This window comes from Streptomyces sp. NPDC004284, from assembly GCF_042874035.1.
GTDB lineage: Bacteria > Actinomycetota > Actinomycetes > Streptomycetales > Streptomycetaceae > Streptomyces.
Genome location: NZ_JBIAMJ010000012.1, coordinates 168,066 through 183,803, shown reverse-complemented (window position 1 = coordinate 183,803; position 15,738 = coordinate 168,066). Strand labels below are relative to the sequence as shown.

The 15,738-nt window shown below is 71.3% G+C and carries 13 protein-coding genes; 6 read left to right on the top strand and 7 right to left on the bottom strand.

Annotation, left to right across the window (positions count from 1 at the left end; all coding sequences use genetic code 11):
• The first annotated feature begins 671 nt into the window (after positions 1–671).
• The 3 genes from ACFYUS_RS27650 (at position 672) to ACFYUS_RS27640 (ending at position 3,373) form a co-directional block, all read left to right on the top strand.
• On the top strand, positions 672–2,279 hold the full coding sequence (locus tag ACFYUS_RS27650; protein WP_388857574.1) for a hypothetical protein: 1,608 nt from the start codon (positions 672–674) through the stop codon (positions 2,277–2,279).
• A gap of 26 nt (positions 2,280–2,305) precedes the next feature.
• The gene (locus ACFYUS_RS27645; RefSeq protein WP_225800491.1) at positions 2,306–2,701 is read left to right on the top strand and encodes a hypothetical protein; all 396 of its coding nucleotides are present in this window, start codon (positions 2,306–2,308) and stop codon (positions 2,699–2,701) included.
• 171 nt (positions 2,702–2,872) lie between these two features.
• Positions 2,873–3,373 (top strand): very short patch repair endonuclease, encoded by a 501-nt coding sequence (locus ACFYUS_RS27640; protein WP_388857571.1) that lies wholly within the window; start codon positions 2,873–2,875, stop codon positions 3,371–3,373.
• A 264-nt stretch (positions 3,374–3,637) separates the two neighbouring features.
• Here ACFYUS_RS27640 and ACFYUS_RS27635 read toward each other — a convergent pair whose 3' ends face one another.
• Positions 3,638–4,966, bottom strand: a complete 1,329-nt coding sequence (locus ACFYUS_RS27635; RefSeq protein WP_388857568.1) for a class I SAM-dependent RNA methyltransferase — start codon at positions 4,964–4,966, stop codon at positions 3,638–3,640.
• Between the two features lie 108 nt (positions 4,967–5,074).
• Positions 5,075–7,126: an APC family permease gene (locus tag ACFYUS_RS27630; RefSeq protein WP_388857565.1), complete on the bottom strand. Its 2,052-nt coding sequence runs from the start codon at positions 7,124–7,126 to the stop codon at positions 5,075–5,077.
• A 233-nt stretch (positions 7,127–7,359) separates the two neighbouring features.
• Between ACFYUS_RS27630 and ACFYUS_RS27625 the strand changes: the two genes are divergently transcribed.
• Both ACFYUS_RS27625 and ACFYUS_RS27620 read left to right on the top strand, forming a co-directional pair.
• On the top strand, positions 7,360–8,028 hold the full coding sequence (locus tag ACFYUS_RS27625; protein ID WP_041131658.1) for a TrkA family potassium uptake protein: 669 nt from the start codon (positions 7,360–7,362) through the stop codon (positions 8,026–8,028).
• Entirely contained in the window at positions 8,028–8,705 is a 678-nt protein-coding gene (locus ACFYUS_RS27620; protein WP_388857561.1) for a potassium channel family protein, read from the top strand. The genes ACFYUS_RS27625 and ACFYUS_RS27620 overlap by 1 nt, the downstream gene beginning before the upstream one ends.
• A 69-nt stretch (positions 8,706–8,774) precedes the next feature.
• Here ACFYUS_RS27620 and ACFYUS_RS27615 read toward each other — a convergent pair whose 3' ends face one another.
• The 4 genes from ACFYUS_RS27615 to ACFYUS_RS27600 all read right to left on the bottom strand — a co-directional run bounded on the left by ACFYUS_RS27615 (position 8,775) and on the right by ACFYUS_RS27600 (position 13,341).
• Positions 8,775–9,524, bottom strand: a complete 750-nt coding sequence (locus tag ACFYUS_RS27615) for a DUF3159 domain-containing protein (protein ID WP_388857558.1) — start codon at positions 9,522–9,524, stop codon at positions 8,775–8,777.
• 3 nt (positions 9,525–9,527) lie between these two features.
• Positions 9,528–9,926: an OB-fold nucleic acid binding domain-containing protein gene (locus ACFYUS_RS27610; RefSeq protein ID WP_388857555.1), complete on the bottom strand. Its 399-nt coding sequence runs from the start codon at positions 9,924–9,926 to the stop codon at positions 9,528–9,530.
• Positions 9,927–9,995: 69 nt separating this feature from the next.
• Positions 9,996–10,682 (bottom strand): response regulator, encoded by a 687-nt coding sequence (locus ACFYUS_RS27605; RefSeq protein ID WP_388857552.1) that lies wholly within the window; start codon positions 10,680–10,682, stop codon positions 9,996–9,998.
• A 112-nt stretch (positions 10,683–10,794) separates the two neighbouring features.
• Positions 10,795–13,341 carry an ATP-binding protein gene (locus ACFYUS_RS27600; protein WP_388857549.1) on the bottom strand — a complete coding sequence of 849 codons (2,547 nt, stop codon included), beginning with the start codon at positions 13,339–13,341 and terminating at the stop codon, positions 10,795–10,797.
• 170 nt (positions 13,342–13,511) lie between these two features.
• Here ACFYUS_RS27600 and ACFYUS_RS27595 point away from each other — a divergent pair, with 170 nt between their 5' ends.
• Entirely contained in the window at positions 13,512–13,913 is a 402-nt protein-coding gene (locus ACFYUS_RS27595; RefSeq protein ID WP_388857546.1) for a YciI family protein, read from the top strand.
• A gap of 892 nt (positions 13,914–14,805) precedes the next feature.
• Here the strand turns inward: ACFYUS_RS27595 and ACFYUS_RS27590 are convergent.
• Positions 14,806–15,534 (bottom strand): ABC transporter ATP-binding protein, encoded by a 729-nt coding sequence (locus ACFYUS_RS27590; protein ID WP_388857543.1) that lies wholly within the window; start codon positions 15,532–15,534, stop codon positions 14,806–14,808.
• Positions 15,535–15,738 lie beyond the last annotated feature (204 nt).

The window sequence follows — 15,738 nt, the reverse complement described above, 5'->3', positions numbered from 1 at the left end:
CCGACGAGGACGGACTGGTCGATGTGCCAACTGGAGCGGGGAACCGTCTTCACCTCGTGGACACACGGCATTTGTGACCGGGGCCAACCGCTGACAGGTAGTCGTCCCGAAGACGCCCGAAGTTTTTCGGGAGCGGCCGGCACCCAAGCACGTTCACGCAGATCAGGGTCACCCCACTCCCCCACCCACCAAGTCCCTTCTAAGCACTTGGCCGAAGGTTCGAATCCTGCGGAGGGGCATGACGGACGGCATTCTCCGGTTACGCACGGTTCCTCAATGGCGATCGAACGATCGGCGCGCCCGCCCCCGGGGTCGCCGTGTCCGCCCCCAGCTCCGGATGAGGCCCCGCTCCTCGGGATGAACACACGTCGCGCCCTTCGTGTAGACAGCGAGGGTGGGCCGTCGGCCGCCCCCAAGCACTCGATCCGGCCCGCACCGAAAATCTTGAGCACCCGAACAGCACCTCCGCGAAGAGGTGACTTTCGGTCATTGTCCGACCAGAACACCTCACCGACCGCCTTGTGCGGGTTTGCGGTATGGCGCCCCCTCCTCCACCCGAGGACGATGCCCCTCTGTGTCCGCCCCTGATCTTCAGCGCGGTCGACACGAGGAGACACGGGGGTGGGACCTTGTCATACGCGGAGCACCAGTCGGTGTTCTCAGCTCCTGCGGTGCCCCTGGGCACCGCAGCCAAAGTTCGAGAGACGATCGGCCACGGCACCTACACCGAAGGCGTCACCCGTCGGCTGAGCGCTGCCGCCTTCGTCCGCGCCGACTGGTCGGCCGTCCTCCGCGCCGTTCTGGCGCAGCATTGGAAAGCGCTGAAGGCCGCGGTACGGAAGCGTCTGCGATGGATCTTCCCGGAGAAGGCCCAGGAGGCCACCGAACGAGCGGAGCCGGCGCCCCCTGTGGTCGTACTGGGCGAGGACTACGCCGTCTGGGTCCGTCGTCGGATCAAGAAGCCGGCACGACCGGTACCGGTCTACGGCTTCCACCAGGAGCCGGTGGTGCACGCGTGCGACCGGGCCGTCCGGCACATGCGTGGACGCCGGACGGCGATCGTGATCCTTGTCGCTGCCGTCGCGTGGCAGACGGTCGTCGGCACCCTCGGCGCGGGGTGGGCGGCCCTCGTCCTACTGGCCGGGTCATGGGGCGTGCACCTGGTGGATCGCTACTTGGCGCAGTTGCGGCTCAATGCCCTGCTGGCCGGGGAACTGCAAGCGCCTGTGGCAGCGGAGCAGGCCCACGCCCTGCCCTACCAATACGAACGCCGCCCGACCGGCGACCGGCACCGATTCATCGGGGCGGGTCTCCAAGCGTGGCATGAGGCCGTCATCGGCATCGACGTCGAGCCGGCCCCTGAGAACCAGGACGCCGAGCACGATGCCGCGGCGGAACCGTTCCCGAGCCCTGGCTCACCGACGGTGCGCTCTGGAAGCCCTGACATGGCGGCGGTGGCCAAGGCGGTGCTTGACGCGTTGACGAAGCACAACGAGCCGGTGGCCAAGAAACCGCTGAAGCACTTCACCGCCGCTCAGCTGCATGCTTACATCGCACGCCGTCTCGACGACCCGGCACCTTCCCATCACCAGAGCCATCCGAAACTCCGGGTGGAGGTCGTGGGAATCGCCGGCATCCACCAGAAGCGGTGGAGCCAGATCGATGACGACACCTGGCGCAGCCTCCATGCCCTCGCCGCGGACGAGGCCGGTGACAAGCCCGCCGAGGAGATCGCCCGTCGGTACATCTGGGCCCGCGTCACCGCCTGGAACGGGGAGCTCGTGGCGACAGTACTCGTCCACTTCGCGTACCAGGGCGGCTTCCTGCGCGTCACCGTTCGCCCCCACATCATGGGGCCCCTCAATCCGAAGGTGGCCGGGATCGTCCCGGCCGTCCCGCTCACTCCCACGTGGCTGGCCCGGGCCGCCTTCAACGCGTTCGTGGACGTCTACGTCGGCCTTGACCGTCTCCTACGCCGCAAGGCCCGCCCGCGCCCCGAGCTCGACCCCGGCAGCGGCCCCTTGAGCCTCCGCGAGGTCTACAGCACACGTCGCTTGGACGACATGCACGCCTACGACGACGCCCGCTACTACGTGCAGATGATGCAACGCAGGGTCTTCGACTCCACGGAGATCTTCTTGCGCGACCACAACGTCGACATCGCCGCCTACCGCCAGCAGTCCACCGCGATCTACAACTTCGGCGTCATGAACGGCGGCACCATGACCGGCCCCGTCCAGGCAGCGCCCCTCTCGGCCAATCCGTCCATGAGCAACTGACCCTTCGAACAATGCAGGAGCCCAGCATGCCCCTCCGAAGCCAGCCCGACCCCGTCCCGAACGGCGTGAACTTCGGCATCATCAACACCGGCCGCATGACCGGACCCGCCCAAGCCGCTCCCTTCTCCCAGAACGCCGCTCAGACCAACAACCTCACCAACGAGGCCGTGGACAGGGCCCGCGAGAGCATCGACGAACTGCGCCAACGCCTGGAAGAGCTGCGCGACCAGCACCCCGGAGTGGACGGCGCCCTGCGCGACCTCGACATGATTGCCCCACGGTTGGACGAGCCCGACCGAGACCCCGGAGCCCTCCGCTACATGATCGAGAGCCTGGTCGAACGGTGCGGAGGCATCCCCGGCGTCCTCGCGGCGGCCCAACTCGTTCAATCCACGGTCACGGCGCTGCTGCCCGGCTCCTGATGTCTCCCCGTCGCACAGCCACGCCCGACCGCCGCTACGAAACCCCTCGCTGAGACCGGGAAAGAACGCGATGCCGGGTTCGGTCGCAGCATGAGCGGCGGTCGTGAACGGCTCGGGCAGATCACCGGTACGACGCCCGTAACGGTGAGGCAACCCGATGGTTGATCAGGCGTGGGAATCCAGGAACGCCGCAGAGAAACGCCGGCGCCGCGCGATGCCAACGCGCGGAGGGTCATGGTCGCCCAGCGAAGCCGGGACACGGCTCCGGAGCTTGCGCTCCGCCGGGCTCTGCACTCATTGGGCTTCCGCTACCGCGTGGACCTGCCGATCGTCGGCATACCACGTCGCCGTGCTGACGTCACGTTCACGAAGTGGCGCACCGCCGTGTTCGTACAGGGCTGCTTCTGGCACGCGTGCCCGAGCCATCTACACGAGCCACGGCACAACGCGGAGTGGTGGCGGCAGAAGCTTCGGGGCAACGCCCGCCGCGACGAGGAGACCGATGCCCACCTCGCGCTGATCGGTTGGCTGCCACTCCGCGTCTGGGAGCACGAGACCGTCGGCGGTGCCGTCGAGCGGGTGACGGCGGCGCTCGCCGCCCGGGGGCATCCCCGCGCCCTGGCCATCAGCACCTGGGCGCCCGTGTCGGAACGGGCGACCGAGGGCTCGTAGAGGAGCGCGTGCGGCATCAAAACACACGCGGGACGGGACTCTCAGTCGTGGGGAAGCCGCCACGACGCCAGCACCACCCCAGTGGAGGTGGAAGACGCCTTGCGTAATCGGCAGGACAGGGAGGGGAACAACCTGAGCGACCCAGCCCTGACCTGACACCCCATCAGAACGAGCGTCAAATGAGCGTCACGAGCGTCATCTCAGCGTCAAGATATCGCCCGTAACGCCCACACGGCACATACCGCGCACCCTCAAAACCTCAGGTCAGTCGTCCTTCTTCACGGGCTCCAGAATCGCCACGCACTCCACGTGGTGCGTCATCGGAAACAGGTCGAAAGCCCGCAGCGTGCGGACCTTGTAGCCGCGTTCCGCGAAGTAGGCGAGGTCTCGGGCGAGGGCGGCCGGGTCGCAGGCGACGTAGGCGATGCGGCGGGCGCCGAGGCCGGCGAGGTGGTGGACGGTCTGCTTGCCGGCGCCGGCGCGGGGCGGGTCGAGGACGATGAGGTCGACCTCGGTGATGCCGGTGCGGGGGAGGACGGATTCGACCTTGCCCTGTTCGATGCGGACGCGGGGGAAGCCGGCCAGGTTGTGGCGGGCGTCCTCGACGGCGCGCTTGCCGGACTCGATGCCGAGGACCGCGCCCTGGTCGCCGACGCGGTCGGCGAGGGCGCCCGCGAAGAGGCCGACGCCGCAGTAGAGGTCGAGGGCGGTCTCGCCCTTGCGGGGGGTGAGGCCCTGCATGACGGCGAGCATGAGGGTCTGCGCGGCCTGCGGGTGGACCTGCCAGAAGCCGCCGCTGCCGACGCGGTAGGTGCGGTTGTCGGCGCGCTCGCGGACGAAGGCGCGGCCGTGGACGCGGTGGACCCCGCCGTCCTTCTCGTCGACGCGCATGACGGAGACCGGCTTGTCCAGCTCCACCAGGGGGAGGCGGGCGCCGGGGCGGGGGGTGAGGATGACCTGGCGGTCGTTGGAGCCCGAGGCGGCGATGGCCTCGATGGCGGCCATGCCCTTCCAGTCGCGCTTCTCGATGCCCAGCTCCGAGACGCCCTCGGCCGCGATCATGCAGTGGTCGACGACCTCGACCTCGTGCGAGCGGTGCTTGCGCAGGCCCGCGTGGCCCTCGGCGTCGACGGCGTACTGGACGCGGGTGCGCCACTGCGGGACCTCGCCCGCGGGCAGCTTGTCGCCCTCGGCCGGCATGACCGTGCCGTCCCAGCCCGCCTCCTCCGGGGTGAGCCCGGCCAGGCGCAGGAGCTGCTCGGCGACGACCTCGCCCTTGAGGCGGCGCTGGGCGCCGGGCTTGGCGTGCTGCCAGTCGCAGCCGCCGCACTTGCCGGGGCCGGCGAAGGGGCAGGGGGCTTCCACGCGGTCCTTGGAGGCGTCCAGGATCTCGATCGCGTCGGCGCGCAGGAAGCGGGAGGTCTCCTCGCCCTCGGTGACCCGCACCCGGACCCGCTCGCCGGGCAGCGCGTGGCGGACGAAGAGGACCCGGCCGGCCTCCGTACGGGCGATGCAGTGCCCGCCGTGGGCGACCGGGCCGACCTCTACCTCGTACTCCGCCCCGACCAGCGACGTAACAGGGGTGTTCTGCATGGTGGGGAGTCTCCAAAGGGAAGTACAGGGGGAGGTGCTGAGGAAGGTACTGAGGGACGTGCAAGGGGATGTGACTGTGGGCTGCCGTTTGTACGGCAGCCCACCAGTCTAGTTGTTCTTCGCGGCCGGTTCCTTCTGGCGCTTCTCCACCGGGCCGCGGCGGACGGAGCCCGGCGCGTTCCACTCCTGGCGCTTCCTGGCCCGCTTCTTCGCGGCCTCGGAGGACTGGAGCTGGTACGGGACCGAGGTGACCATGACGCCGGGGGTGAAGAGGAGCCGGCCCTTGAGGCGCAGGGCGCTCTGGTTGTGGAGCAGGTGCTCGTACCAGTGGCCGACGACGTACTCCGGGATGTAGACGGAGACGGCGTCGCGCGGGCTCTCCTGCCGCAGGTTCTTGACGTACTCGATGACCGGCCGGGTGATCTCGCGGTACGGCGAGTCGAGGATCTTGAGCGGGACGTTGATGCCGCGCCGCTCCCACTCCTCCTTGAGCGCCTTCGTCTCGGCCGGGTCGACGTTGACGGTGAGCGCTTCGAGGTCGCCGGGGTGCATGAGCTTGGCGTACGCGAGGGCTCGCAGCGTGGGCTTGTGGAGCTTGGAGACGAGGACGAGCGAGCGGACGCGGGAGGGGCGGACGTACTCGTCGGGGCGCTCCTCGGCGGCGGCGATCTCGGCGGCCACGGAGTCGTAGTGCCGGCGGATCGCGGTCATCGTCACGTAGAAGATCACCATGCCGAGCAGGGCCACCCAGGCGCCGTGGGTGAACTTGGTGGCGAGGACGACGGCGAGGACGAGGCCGGTGAAGAAGGCTCCGAAGGCGTTGATCGCGCGGGAGCGCATCATGTGGCGGCGCTTGGCCGTGTCCTGCTCCGTCGCCAGGTGCCGGTTCCAGTGCCGGACCATGCCGATCTGGCTGAGGGTGAAGGAGACGAAGACGCCGACGATGTAGAGCTGGATCAGCCGGGTGGAGTCGGCTCCGTAGATCCAGACGAGGAGGGCGGCGGCGCCGGCGAGGAGCACGATGCCGTTGGAGAAGGCGAGGCGGTCGCCGCGGGTGTGCAGCTGGCGCGGCAGGTAACGGTCCTGGGCGAGGATCGAGCCGAGGAGCGGGAAGCCGTTGTACGCGGTGTTGGCGGCCAGGAAGAGGACGAGCGCGGTGGCGGCGGCGAGGACGACGAAGAAGAACGTTCCGTCGCCGAAGACGGCGGCCGCGACCTGGGAGATCACCGGGTCCTGGACGTAGCCCTCGCCGACCGGGACGCCGTTGTGCAGCAGCTGTTCGGCGGGCTTCTCGGCCATCCGGACGTCGGTGGCCATGGCCAGGAAGATGATGCCGCAGAACATGGTGACGGCCAGGCCGCCCATGAGGGCGAGCGTGGTGGCGGCGTTCTTCGACTTCGGCTTGCGGAAGGCGGGGACGCCGTTGGAGATGGCCTCGACGCCGGTGAGCGCGGCACAGCCGGAGGAGAAGGCGCGCAGGAGCAGGAAGACGAGGGCGAACCCGGCGAGGCCCTGGTGCTCCGCCTTGATCTCGAAGCCCGCGGTGGGGGCCTGCATGGTGTCGCCGAGGACGAGGCCGCGCCAGGCGCCCCAGGCGATCATGATGAAGACGCCCGCGACGAAGACGTACGTCGGGATGGCGAAGAGGCTGCCCGATTCCTTCACGCCCCGGAGGTTCATGAGCGTGAGGAGGACGATGACCGCGATCGCCGAGGCGACCTTGTGCTCGACGACGAAGGGAACGGCCGAACCGAGGTTCTCGATGCCCGAGGCGATCGACACGGCGACGGTCAGGACGTAGTCGACGAGCAGGGCGCTCGCGACGGTGAGTCCGGCCTTCGGCCCGAGGTTGGTGGTGGCGACCTCGTAGTCGCCGCCGCCGCTCGGGTACGCGTGCACGTTCTGCCGGTACGACGCGACCACCGTGAACATCAGGACGACGACCGCGAGCGCGATCCACGGGCTGAAGTGGTAGGCCGACAGGCCGGCGACGGAGAGGACGAGCAGCACCTCACCGGGTGCGTACGCCACCGAGGACAGCGGGTCGGAGGCGAAGACGGGGAGGGCGATCCGCTTCGGGAGAAGGGTTTCCCCGAGCTTGTCGCTGCGTAGGGCCCGTCCGATCAGGATCCGTTTGGGCACGTCAGTCAGTTTTGACACGCGGAGGATCGTAAGCGCTAGGAAAGCGTCAGGACCACATCGCCCCCCGATCCCCGCCGAATCTCCCCGCAGGACACCTCGGATGCGTCCCCGTAGGCGTTGCCGCTTAAGCTCGGACCGGGCGACCCGTCGGGGTGTCGCCCGCCACGGCCCGGGCCGATCGGGCGAGGAAAGTTGTGAGCAGCGTGTATTCGCAGGTCAGTAAGACGATCAGGAGTGCGGGGTAAGGGGACGTGCACATCGTCATCATGGGCTGCGGGCGAGTGGGAGCCGCTCTCGCGCAGACCCTCGAACAGCAGGGGCACACCGTCGCGGTCGTGGACCAGGACCCGACGGCGTTCCGTCGTCTGGGCTCCGGTTTCGGCGGCCGCCGGGTCACGGGTGTGGGTTTCGACCAGGACACGCTGCGTGAGGCCGGGATCGAGGAGGCGGGTGCCTTCGCCGCGGTGAGCAGCGGCGACAACTCCAACATCATCGCGGCGCGGGTCGCGCGCGAGATGTTCGGCATCGAGAACGTGGCGGCGCGGATCTACGACCCGCGGCGCGCCGAGGTCTACCAGCGCCTCGGGATCCCGACGGTCGCGACGGTCCGCTGGACCGCCGACCAGATGCTCCGCCGGCTGCTGCCCTCGGGCGCGGAGCCGCTGTGGCGCGACCCGAGCGGTGGCGTGCAGCTCGCCGAGGTGCACACCTCGCCGGCGTGGATCGGCCACAAGGTGAGCCGGCTCCAGGAGGAGACCGGCGTCCGCGTCGCCTTCCTCACCCGGCTGGGCGAAGCGATTCTGCCGACCTCGCAGACGGTGCTCCAGGAAGGTGACCTGGTGCACGTGATGATGCGTACGGACGAGATCGCGAAGGTCGAGGCGGCCTTCGCCGAGGGTCCCGAGGAGGGCGGTCACTGATGCGTGTCGCTATTGCGGGCGCGGGTGCGGTGGGCCGGTCCATCGCGGGCGAGCTCCTGGAGAACGGGCACGAGGTCCTGCTGGTCGACAAGGCGCCGACCGCCATCTCGGTGGAGCGGGTGCCGCAGGCGGAGTGGCTGCTCGCCGACGCCTGCGAGATCACCTCGCTGGACGAGGCGGCGCTGCAGCGCTGCAACGTCGTGATCGCGGCGACCGGCGACGACAAGGTGAACTTGGTCGTCTCGCTGCTCGCCAAGACCGAGTACGGCGTGCCGCGCGTGGTCGCCCGGGTGAACAACCCGAAGAACGAGTGGCTGTTCAACGAGGCCTGGGGCGTGGACGTGGCCGTCTCGACGCCGCGTCTGATGTCGGCCCTGGTCGAGGAGGCGGTGAGCGTCGGCGACCTGGTCCGGCTGCTGCGCTTCAGCCACGGCGACGCGAACCTGGTCGAGCTGACGCTCCCGCCGGAGTCGGCGGTCGCCGGCACCGCCGTCGGGGACGTGGCCTGGCCGCAGGACACCTCCCTCGTGACGATCATCCGCGGTTCGCGGGTGCTGACGCCCAACGCCGAGGAGACCCTGGAGGCCGGCGACGAGCTGCTGTTCGTGGCCGCGCAGGCCCGCGAGGAGCAGCTGGAGGACCTCCTCCAGGTCCGCCGGGACGCCTCGGAGTCCTGACCTCCGACGTACGTACGCGGAAGGGCCCGGACCTGTTCGTCAGGTCCGGGCCCTTCTCCGTATCGCTTCTCAGGCCTCGGGGTGGCTCCGCGCCGCGGCGGCCGCCTTGCGCTCCTTCTCGGCGCGCTCCTCCGCCTCCATCTCGGCGAAGACGTCGATCGGCGCCGGGGCCTTCGCGAGGAACACCCAGGTGAGGTAGACCGCGAGCAGGAACGGCGGGATCTTCAGGGCGACGAGCACCCAGCCGAACTTGGTGGTGTCGGCCCACCAGTACATCGGGAAGAGGATCGCGCACTTGCCGAGCAGGATCAGGCCCCAGGCCCAGCTGGCCTTCGTGTACGCCTTCTTGCGGCCCGGGTTGCGGGTGCGCCAGGAGAGGTTCTCCTTGAAGACCGGGCCGAGGATCAGGCCGATCAGGGGCACTCCGGCGAGGGCGGTGATGATGTACGCCAGGGCGAGGCCCAGGGTGTACAGCATGCCCGGCAGGTAGAAGTCCTTGGCGTTGCCCGTCATCATCGCGAAGACCACGCCGAAGGCGACGCCGAAGACGCCGCTGAAGGCGTGCTTGACGGTGTCCCGGCGGATCAGCCGGACGGCCACCAGGACCAGCGAGACCGCGAGCGCGGCGATCGCGGAGACGTGCAGGTCCTTGTTGATCGTGAAGATCGTGACGAACAGCAGGCCGGGCAGGACCGTCTCGATCATGCCCCGCAGGCCGCCGAAGGCCTCGAAGAGCGCGGCCTCGGTCACCGCCTTGTCCGCCTGGGCGTCCTGGTCCGGGGTCGAGCGGTCCGCGGTCGGCTTGTCGAGGGACGTCACCGGCTACTCCTGTCCGAGCGGTCGGAGCTCGTATTTGGGGTTGAAGAGGACCCGCCGGCCGTGGCTCATGGAGATGCGGCCGGAGGCGATCAGCTTGCGGCCCGGTTCGATGCCCACGATGGAGCGCCGGCCGAGCCACACGACGTCGAGCGGTGCCGTGCCGTCGAAGAGTTCGGCCTCCAGCGCGGGCACACCGGCCCGGGGACGCAGCGTGACCGTGCGCAAGGTACCAGTCACCTTGACTATCTCGCGGTCGGAGCAGTCGGAGATACGGGTGCACCCCGAGGCCTCGGCATCCTCCTGGAGCTCCACCGACTCCAGGTCCTCCGGAGAGGACGAGAGCCGGTCGAGCATCCGGCGGAACCTTCCGGCCGGCTTCTCTGTACGCGGTGCAGCACTCATACAGAAAGCGTACCGGCCACCGCTGTCGCCCGAAGCGGCCCCGGACCACCCTTCCGTACGGCCCCCGTCTCAGTGTTCGAAGCGGTACCCCATGCCCGGTTCGGTGACGAAATGGCGGGGGTGGGAGGGGTCGGTCTCCAGCTTGCGGCGGAGCTGCGCCATGTACACCCGGAGGTAGTTGGTCTCCGTGCCGTACGAGGGGCCCCAGACCTCCTGGAGCAGCTGCTTCTGGCTGACGAGCCGGCCGCTGTTGCGGACGAGGACCTCCAGGAGGTGCCACTCGGTGGGGGTGAGCCGGACGTCGCGCCCGTCGCGGTGCACCTTCTTCGCGGCCAGGTCGACGGTGAAGCCCTCGGTCTCGACCATGACGACGCCGTCCTCGGCGCCGCCGACCGGTTCGGCGCGGCGCACGGCGGCCCGCAGCCGGGCGAGCAGCTCGTCCATGCCGAAGGGCTTGGTGACGTAGTCGTCGGCGCCCGCGTCGAGCGCCTCGACCTTCTCGTCGGAGGTCTGCCGGGCGGAGAGGACCAGGATCGGCACCCGCGTCCAGCCGCGCAGGCCCTTGATGACCTCGACGCCGTCCATGTCGGGCAGTCCGAGGTCGAGGACGACGACGTCGGGGTGGCGTTCGGCGGCGAGCCGGAGGGCGGTGGCGCCGTCGGGCGCGGCGTCGACCTCGTACTTCCGCGCCTTCAGGTTGATCACCAGGGCGCGGACGATCTGCGGCTCGTCGTCGACCACGAGGACCCGGGTCATGGAGGGGGCCTACCTTCGTTCGTTGTGTCGGGGGTGCGGATACGAGTACGGGTACGGGTGCGGATACGCGTGCGGGGAGTACGGGTACGGGGGACGGCTACGGACGCGGCGGTCAGGTCACGGCGTGGGTCGGGAGGTCGACGGCCGGGGACTGCGGCCCGCCCGGCGCGGCCCGCAGGGTGAGCACCATGGTGAGGCCTCCGCCGGGGGTGTCCTCGGCGCCGAGGGTCCCGCCCATGGCCTCGACGAAGCCGCGGGCGACCGCGAGTCCGAGGCCGACGCCGGTGCCGCGCGGGGCGTCGCCGAAGCGCTGGAAGGGCTCGAAGATGCCGTCCCTGGCCTCTTCGGGGACGCCGGGACCGCGGTCGACGACGCGCAGCTCGACCCGGTCCCCCAGGGCGCTGGCGGCGACGGCGACGGGCTCGCCCTCGGGGCTGTACTTCACGGCGTTCTCCACGATGTTGGCGACGGCCCGCTCCAGGAGCCCCTTGTCGACCTCGACCATGGGCAGCGTCTCGGGGATGTCGAGCTCGGCGCTGCCGTCCGGCACTCCCCCGAGGGCCATCGGGACGACCTCGTCGAGGTCGACGGGACGGATCAGCGGGGTGACGGTGCCGGTCTGGAGGCGGGACATGTCGAGGAGGTTGCCCACGAGGTGGTCGAGGCGGTCGGCGCCGGCCTCGATGCCCTCCAGGAGCTCGGCCCGGTCCTCCTCGGACCATTCGACGTCGTCGGAGCGGAGGGAGGAGACGGAGGCCTTGATGCTCGCGAGCGGGGTCCGCAGGTCGTGGCTGACGGCGGCGAGCAGGGACGTGCGGATCTTGTTGCCCTCGGCCAGCTTCCGGGCCTCCTCCGCCTCGTCGACGAGGCGCTGGCGGTCGAGGACGACCGCGGCCTGGGCGGCGAAGGCGCCGAGCACCCGTCGGTCCTCGGCCGGCAGCACCCGGCCCGACAGGGCGAGGGCCAGGTGGTCGCCGACCGGCATGTCCACGTCCGCGTCCTCGGGGCGTGCCGCCGGGTGGGGGCCGACGCTCGCCGCCCGCGTCCACGGCTCGACCTCGTCCACGCGCTCCAGGAGGGCCACGGACTCCATGGAGAAGGTCTCGCGGACCCGTTCCAGGAGGGCGTCCAGGCTCGTCTCGCCGCGCAGCACGCTGCCGGCGAGGTAGGAGAGGACCTCGGACTCTGCGCGCAGCCGGGCGGCCTGGTGGGTGCGCCGGGCGGCCAGGTCCACCACGGAGGCGACCGACATCGCGACGCCGAAGAAGACGGCGATGGCGACGATGTTCAGGGGGTCGGCGATGGTCAGCCGGTGCACCGGCGGGGTGAAGAACCAGTTGAGGAGGAGGGAGCCGGCGGCGGCCGAGGCGAGCGCCGGCAGGAACCCGCCCAGCAGCGCGGCGGCCACGGTCAGGGCGAGGAAGAGCAGCATGTCGTTGGCGAGGCCGAGGTCGGCGTCGACGTGCGTGAGGAACAGGGCGAGGGCGACCGGGCCCGCGACGCCGACCAGCCAGCCGCCGATGATCCGGGAGCGGCCGAGGCGGGCGCCGCGCGAGACCGGCAGGCCCCGGCCCTTGGCGACCTCGCCGTGGGTGACGATGTGGACGTCGAGGTCGGGCCCGGAGTCCCGGGCCACGGTCTGGCCGACGCCGGGACCGAGGATGTACTGCCAGGAGCGGCGGCGGCTGGAGCCGAGGACGATCTGGGTGGCGTTGACCCCGCGGGCGAACTCCAGGAGCGCGGAGGGGATGTCGTCGCCGATGACGTGGTGGAACGTTCCGCCGAGGTCCTCGACGAGGGTGCGCTGGACGGCCAGCTCCTTCGGGGAGGCGGCGGTGAGTCCGTCGCTGCGGGCGATGTAGACGGCGAGGACCTCGCCGCCGGCGCCCTTCTCCGCGAGCCGGGTGGCGCGCCGTATGAGGGTGCGGCCCTCGGGGCCGCCGGTCAGACCGACGACGATGCGCTCCCGGGCCTGCCAGGTGGAGCGGATGTTGTGCTCGCCCCGGTACTGCTGGAGGTACTCGTCGACCCGGTCGGCGGTCCAGAGCAGGGCCAGCTCGCGCAGGGCCGTGAGGTTGCCCGGGCGGAAGTAGTTGGAGAGGGCCGCGTCGACCTTGTCCGAGGTGTAGACGTTGCCGTGGGCCATCCGGCGCCGCAGCGCCTCCGGGGACATGTCGACCAGCTCGATCTGGTCCGCCCGGCGCACCACCTCGTCGGGGACGGTCTCCCGCTGCCGTACGCCGGTGATCGCCTCGACGACGTCGCCGAGGGATTCCAGGTGCTGGATGTTGAGGGTGGACACGACGTCGATGCCGGCCGCGAGGAGTTCGGCGACGTCCTGCCACCGCTTGGGGTTGCGGGAGCCCGGCACGTTCGTGTGGGCGAGTTCGTCGACGAGCGCGACCGCGGGGCGGCGGGCGAGGACGGCGTCGACGTCCATCTCGGGGAAGGTGGTCCCCCGGTACTCCAGGATGCGGCGCGGGACCTTTTCCAGGCCGCGCAGCATGACCTCCGTACGCGGCCGTCCGTGGTGCTCCACGAAGGCCACCACGCAGTCCGTGCCGCGCTCCACCCGGCGGTGGCCCTCGGCGAGCATCGCGTAGGTCTTGCCGACGCCCGGCGCAGCGCCGAGGTAGATCCGAAGCTTGCCGCGTCCCATGGCTCGACCATACGTCCAGCCAATCGGACATTCCGTACGCGGGGAGAAGCCCCGGTGCGGTATTGACGTGATTCTGATGTCGGATCCCGTGTCGAGAACACGCCTCCGGCTCCGACCACCGGGTGACGGCCCGCCACGGGGCCGCCGCGACACCCACCGAGGAGCACCTCATGAAGTACATGCTGCTGATGCAGTTCAGCTCGCAGACCCTCGACGTCCCCCCGATCAGCGAGTGGCAGCCGGAGGAGATCCGGGCCCACATCGACTTCATGGCCACCACCAACGGGAAACTGGCGGCGGCCGGCGAGCTGGTCGACGCGCAGGGGCTCGCGATGCCTGACACGGCACTGATCGTCCGCGCGGACGCGGGCGGCGTGCCCGTGGTGACCGACGGCCCCTTCGCCGAGACGAAGGAGTTCCTGGCCGGCTGGTGGATCGTCGAGGTCCCCTCCCAGCAGCGCGCCCTGGAAATCGCCGCCGAGGTCTCGGCCGCCCCCGGCCCGGCCGGCGCCCCCCTCAACATGCCGATCGAAGTCCGCGAAATCCTCTCCGCACCTCCGACGGAGTCGTGACCGACGGTACGCAGGGTCAGGACAGCACCCCACGGGCCCGCCGCCCGGCCAGCCGGCGACGCCACAGGCACTCCGCCCGACCCGACAGCACGGGCCCAGGCCACCTCGCCCCGGTCCGGCAGCGCAGGGCGAGGGCCACGGCCACCCCAGCCCGGCGAGGCAGGCACAGGCCACGCCACCCGGCCCGGCAGCACGGGCACGTACACCGCCCCGGCCCGGCGGCGCATCGTCTGTGCCCCGCCCACCGGCGACGCGGGCACAGGCCACCTCACCCTGGCCCGGCAGCCCGGGGCGCAGGCCACCTCACCCTGGCCCGGCGGCGCGGGCACAGGTCACCTCGCCCCGGTCCGGCAGCGCGGGGCCCAGGCACGTCACCCAGGCCCGGCAGCCCGGGCACAGGCCACCTCGCCCCGGTCCGGCAGCCCGGGCCCAGGCACACCACCCAGGCCCGGCAGCCCGGGCACAGGCCACCTCGCCCCGGTCCGGCAGCCCGGGACCCAGGCACACCACCCAGGCCTGGCAGCCCGGGGCGCAGGCGCACCCCCCTAGCCCGGCGGCGCATCGCCGATGCCTCCGCCCAGGCCCCGGTGGCGGGAGCGCAGACCACGCCGCCCCAGCCCGGCAGCACGACCGGCAGGGCATCGCCCCGGTCCGGCAGCGCGTCGCCGGTGCCCCCCGCCTCCGGCAGCACGGCCGCGGGGCCTTGCCCAGGCCCTGGCAGCACGGTCGCGCGGGGCTCACCCAGGCCCCGGCGGCGCGGTCGCCAGGGGCTTGCCCAAGTTCCGGCGGCGCGGTCGCCGGGGGGCTGCCCGAGCCCCCGGTGACGCGGTCGCCCGAGGACGGCACCGCGGCGGCGTCCCGTCGGTCGCGTACGCAGCCCCCGGCCCGCGGCTCAGTGCTCGATGATCTCGCCGTCGCGCAGTTCCAGGACCCGGTCCGCGAGGCCGAGGAGCTGGGGGTCGTGGGTGGCGACGAGGGCGGTGCAGCGCTCGCTGCGGACCACGGCGCGCAGGAGCTGCATGACGGCGAGGCCGGTTTCCGCGTCGAGCTGGCCCGTGGGCTCGTCGGCTATCAGGAGCGCGGGCTTGTTGGCGAGGGCGCGGGCGATGGCGACGCGCTGCTGCTGGCCGCCGGAGAGCTCGCCGGGCCGCTGGTTCGCGTGGTCGGCCAGGCCCACGAGCCCGAGCATCAGGGCGACCCGCTCCTCGCGCTCCTTGGGGTCGGCCTTGCGCAGCCGCAGGGGAACGCCCACGTTCTCGGCGGCGGAGAGGATCGGGAGCAGCCCGAAGGACTGGAAGATGAAGCCGATCCGGTCGCGGCGCAGCTCCAGGAGCCCGCTCTCGCCGAGCGTGGAGAGGTCGGTGCCGTCGATGACGATCCGGCCCCCGTCGGCGGTGTCGAGGCCGCCCACGAGGTTGAGCAGGGTCGTCTTGCCGGAGCCCGAGCGGCCCTTGAGCGCGACGAGCTCGCCGCGCGGGATGTCGAAGGAGACCCCGCGCAGGGCGTGGACGGCGGCCTCACCCGTGCCGTACGACCGGCGCAGGTCCTCCACGCGGACCATCGGCGGTCCGGCCGGGTCCTCGACGACGGCCGTGGCGGACCTGCTGCTGCTCTCACTCACCCGTACTCCCCCTCCTCGATCATCTGCGCGGCCAGTATGGTCCGCGGCCGGGCCCCGGGGCCAGAGCCGGTGCCCAGACCTGTGGAAAACGGCCGGGGGGGGGGGGGGCCGGGGGGGGGGGGGGGGGGCCGCCCCCCCCCCCCCGGGGGGGTACGCCCCCCCCCCCCCCCCGCCCCCCCCGGGGGGCGGGGGGCGCAGGTGCGT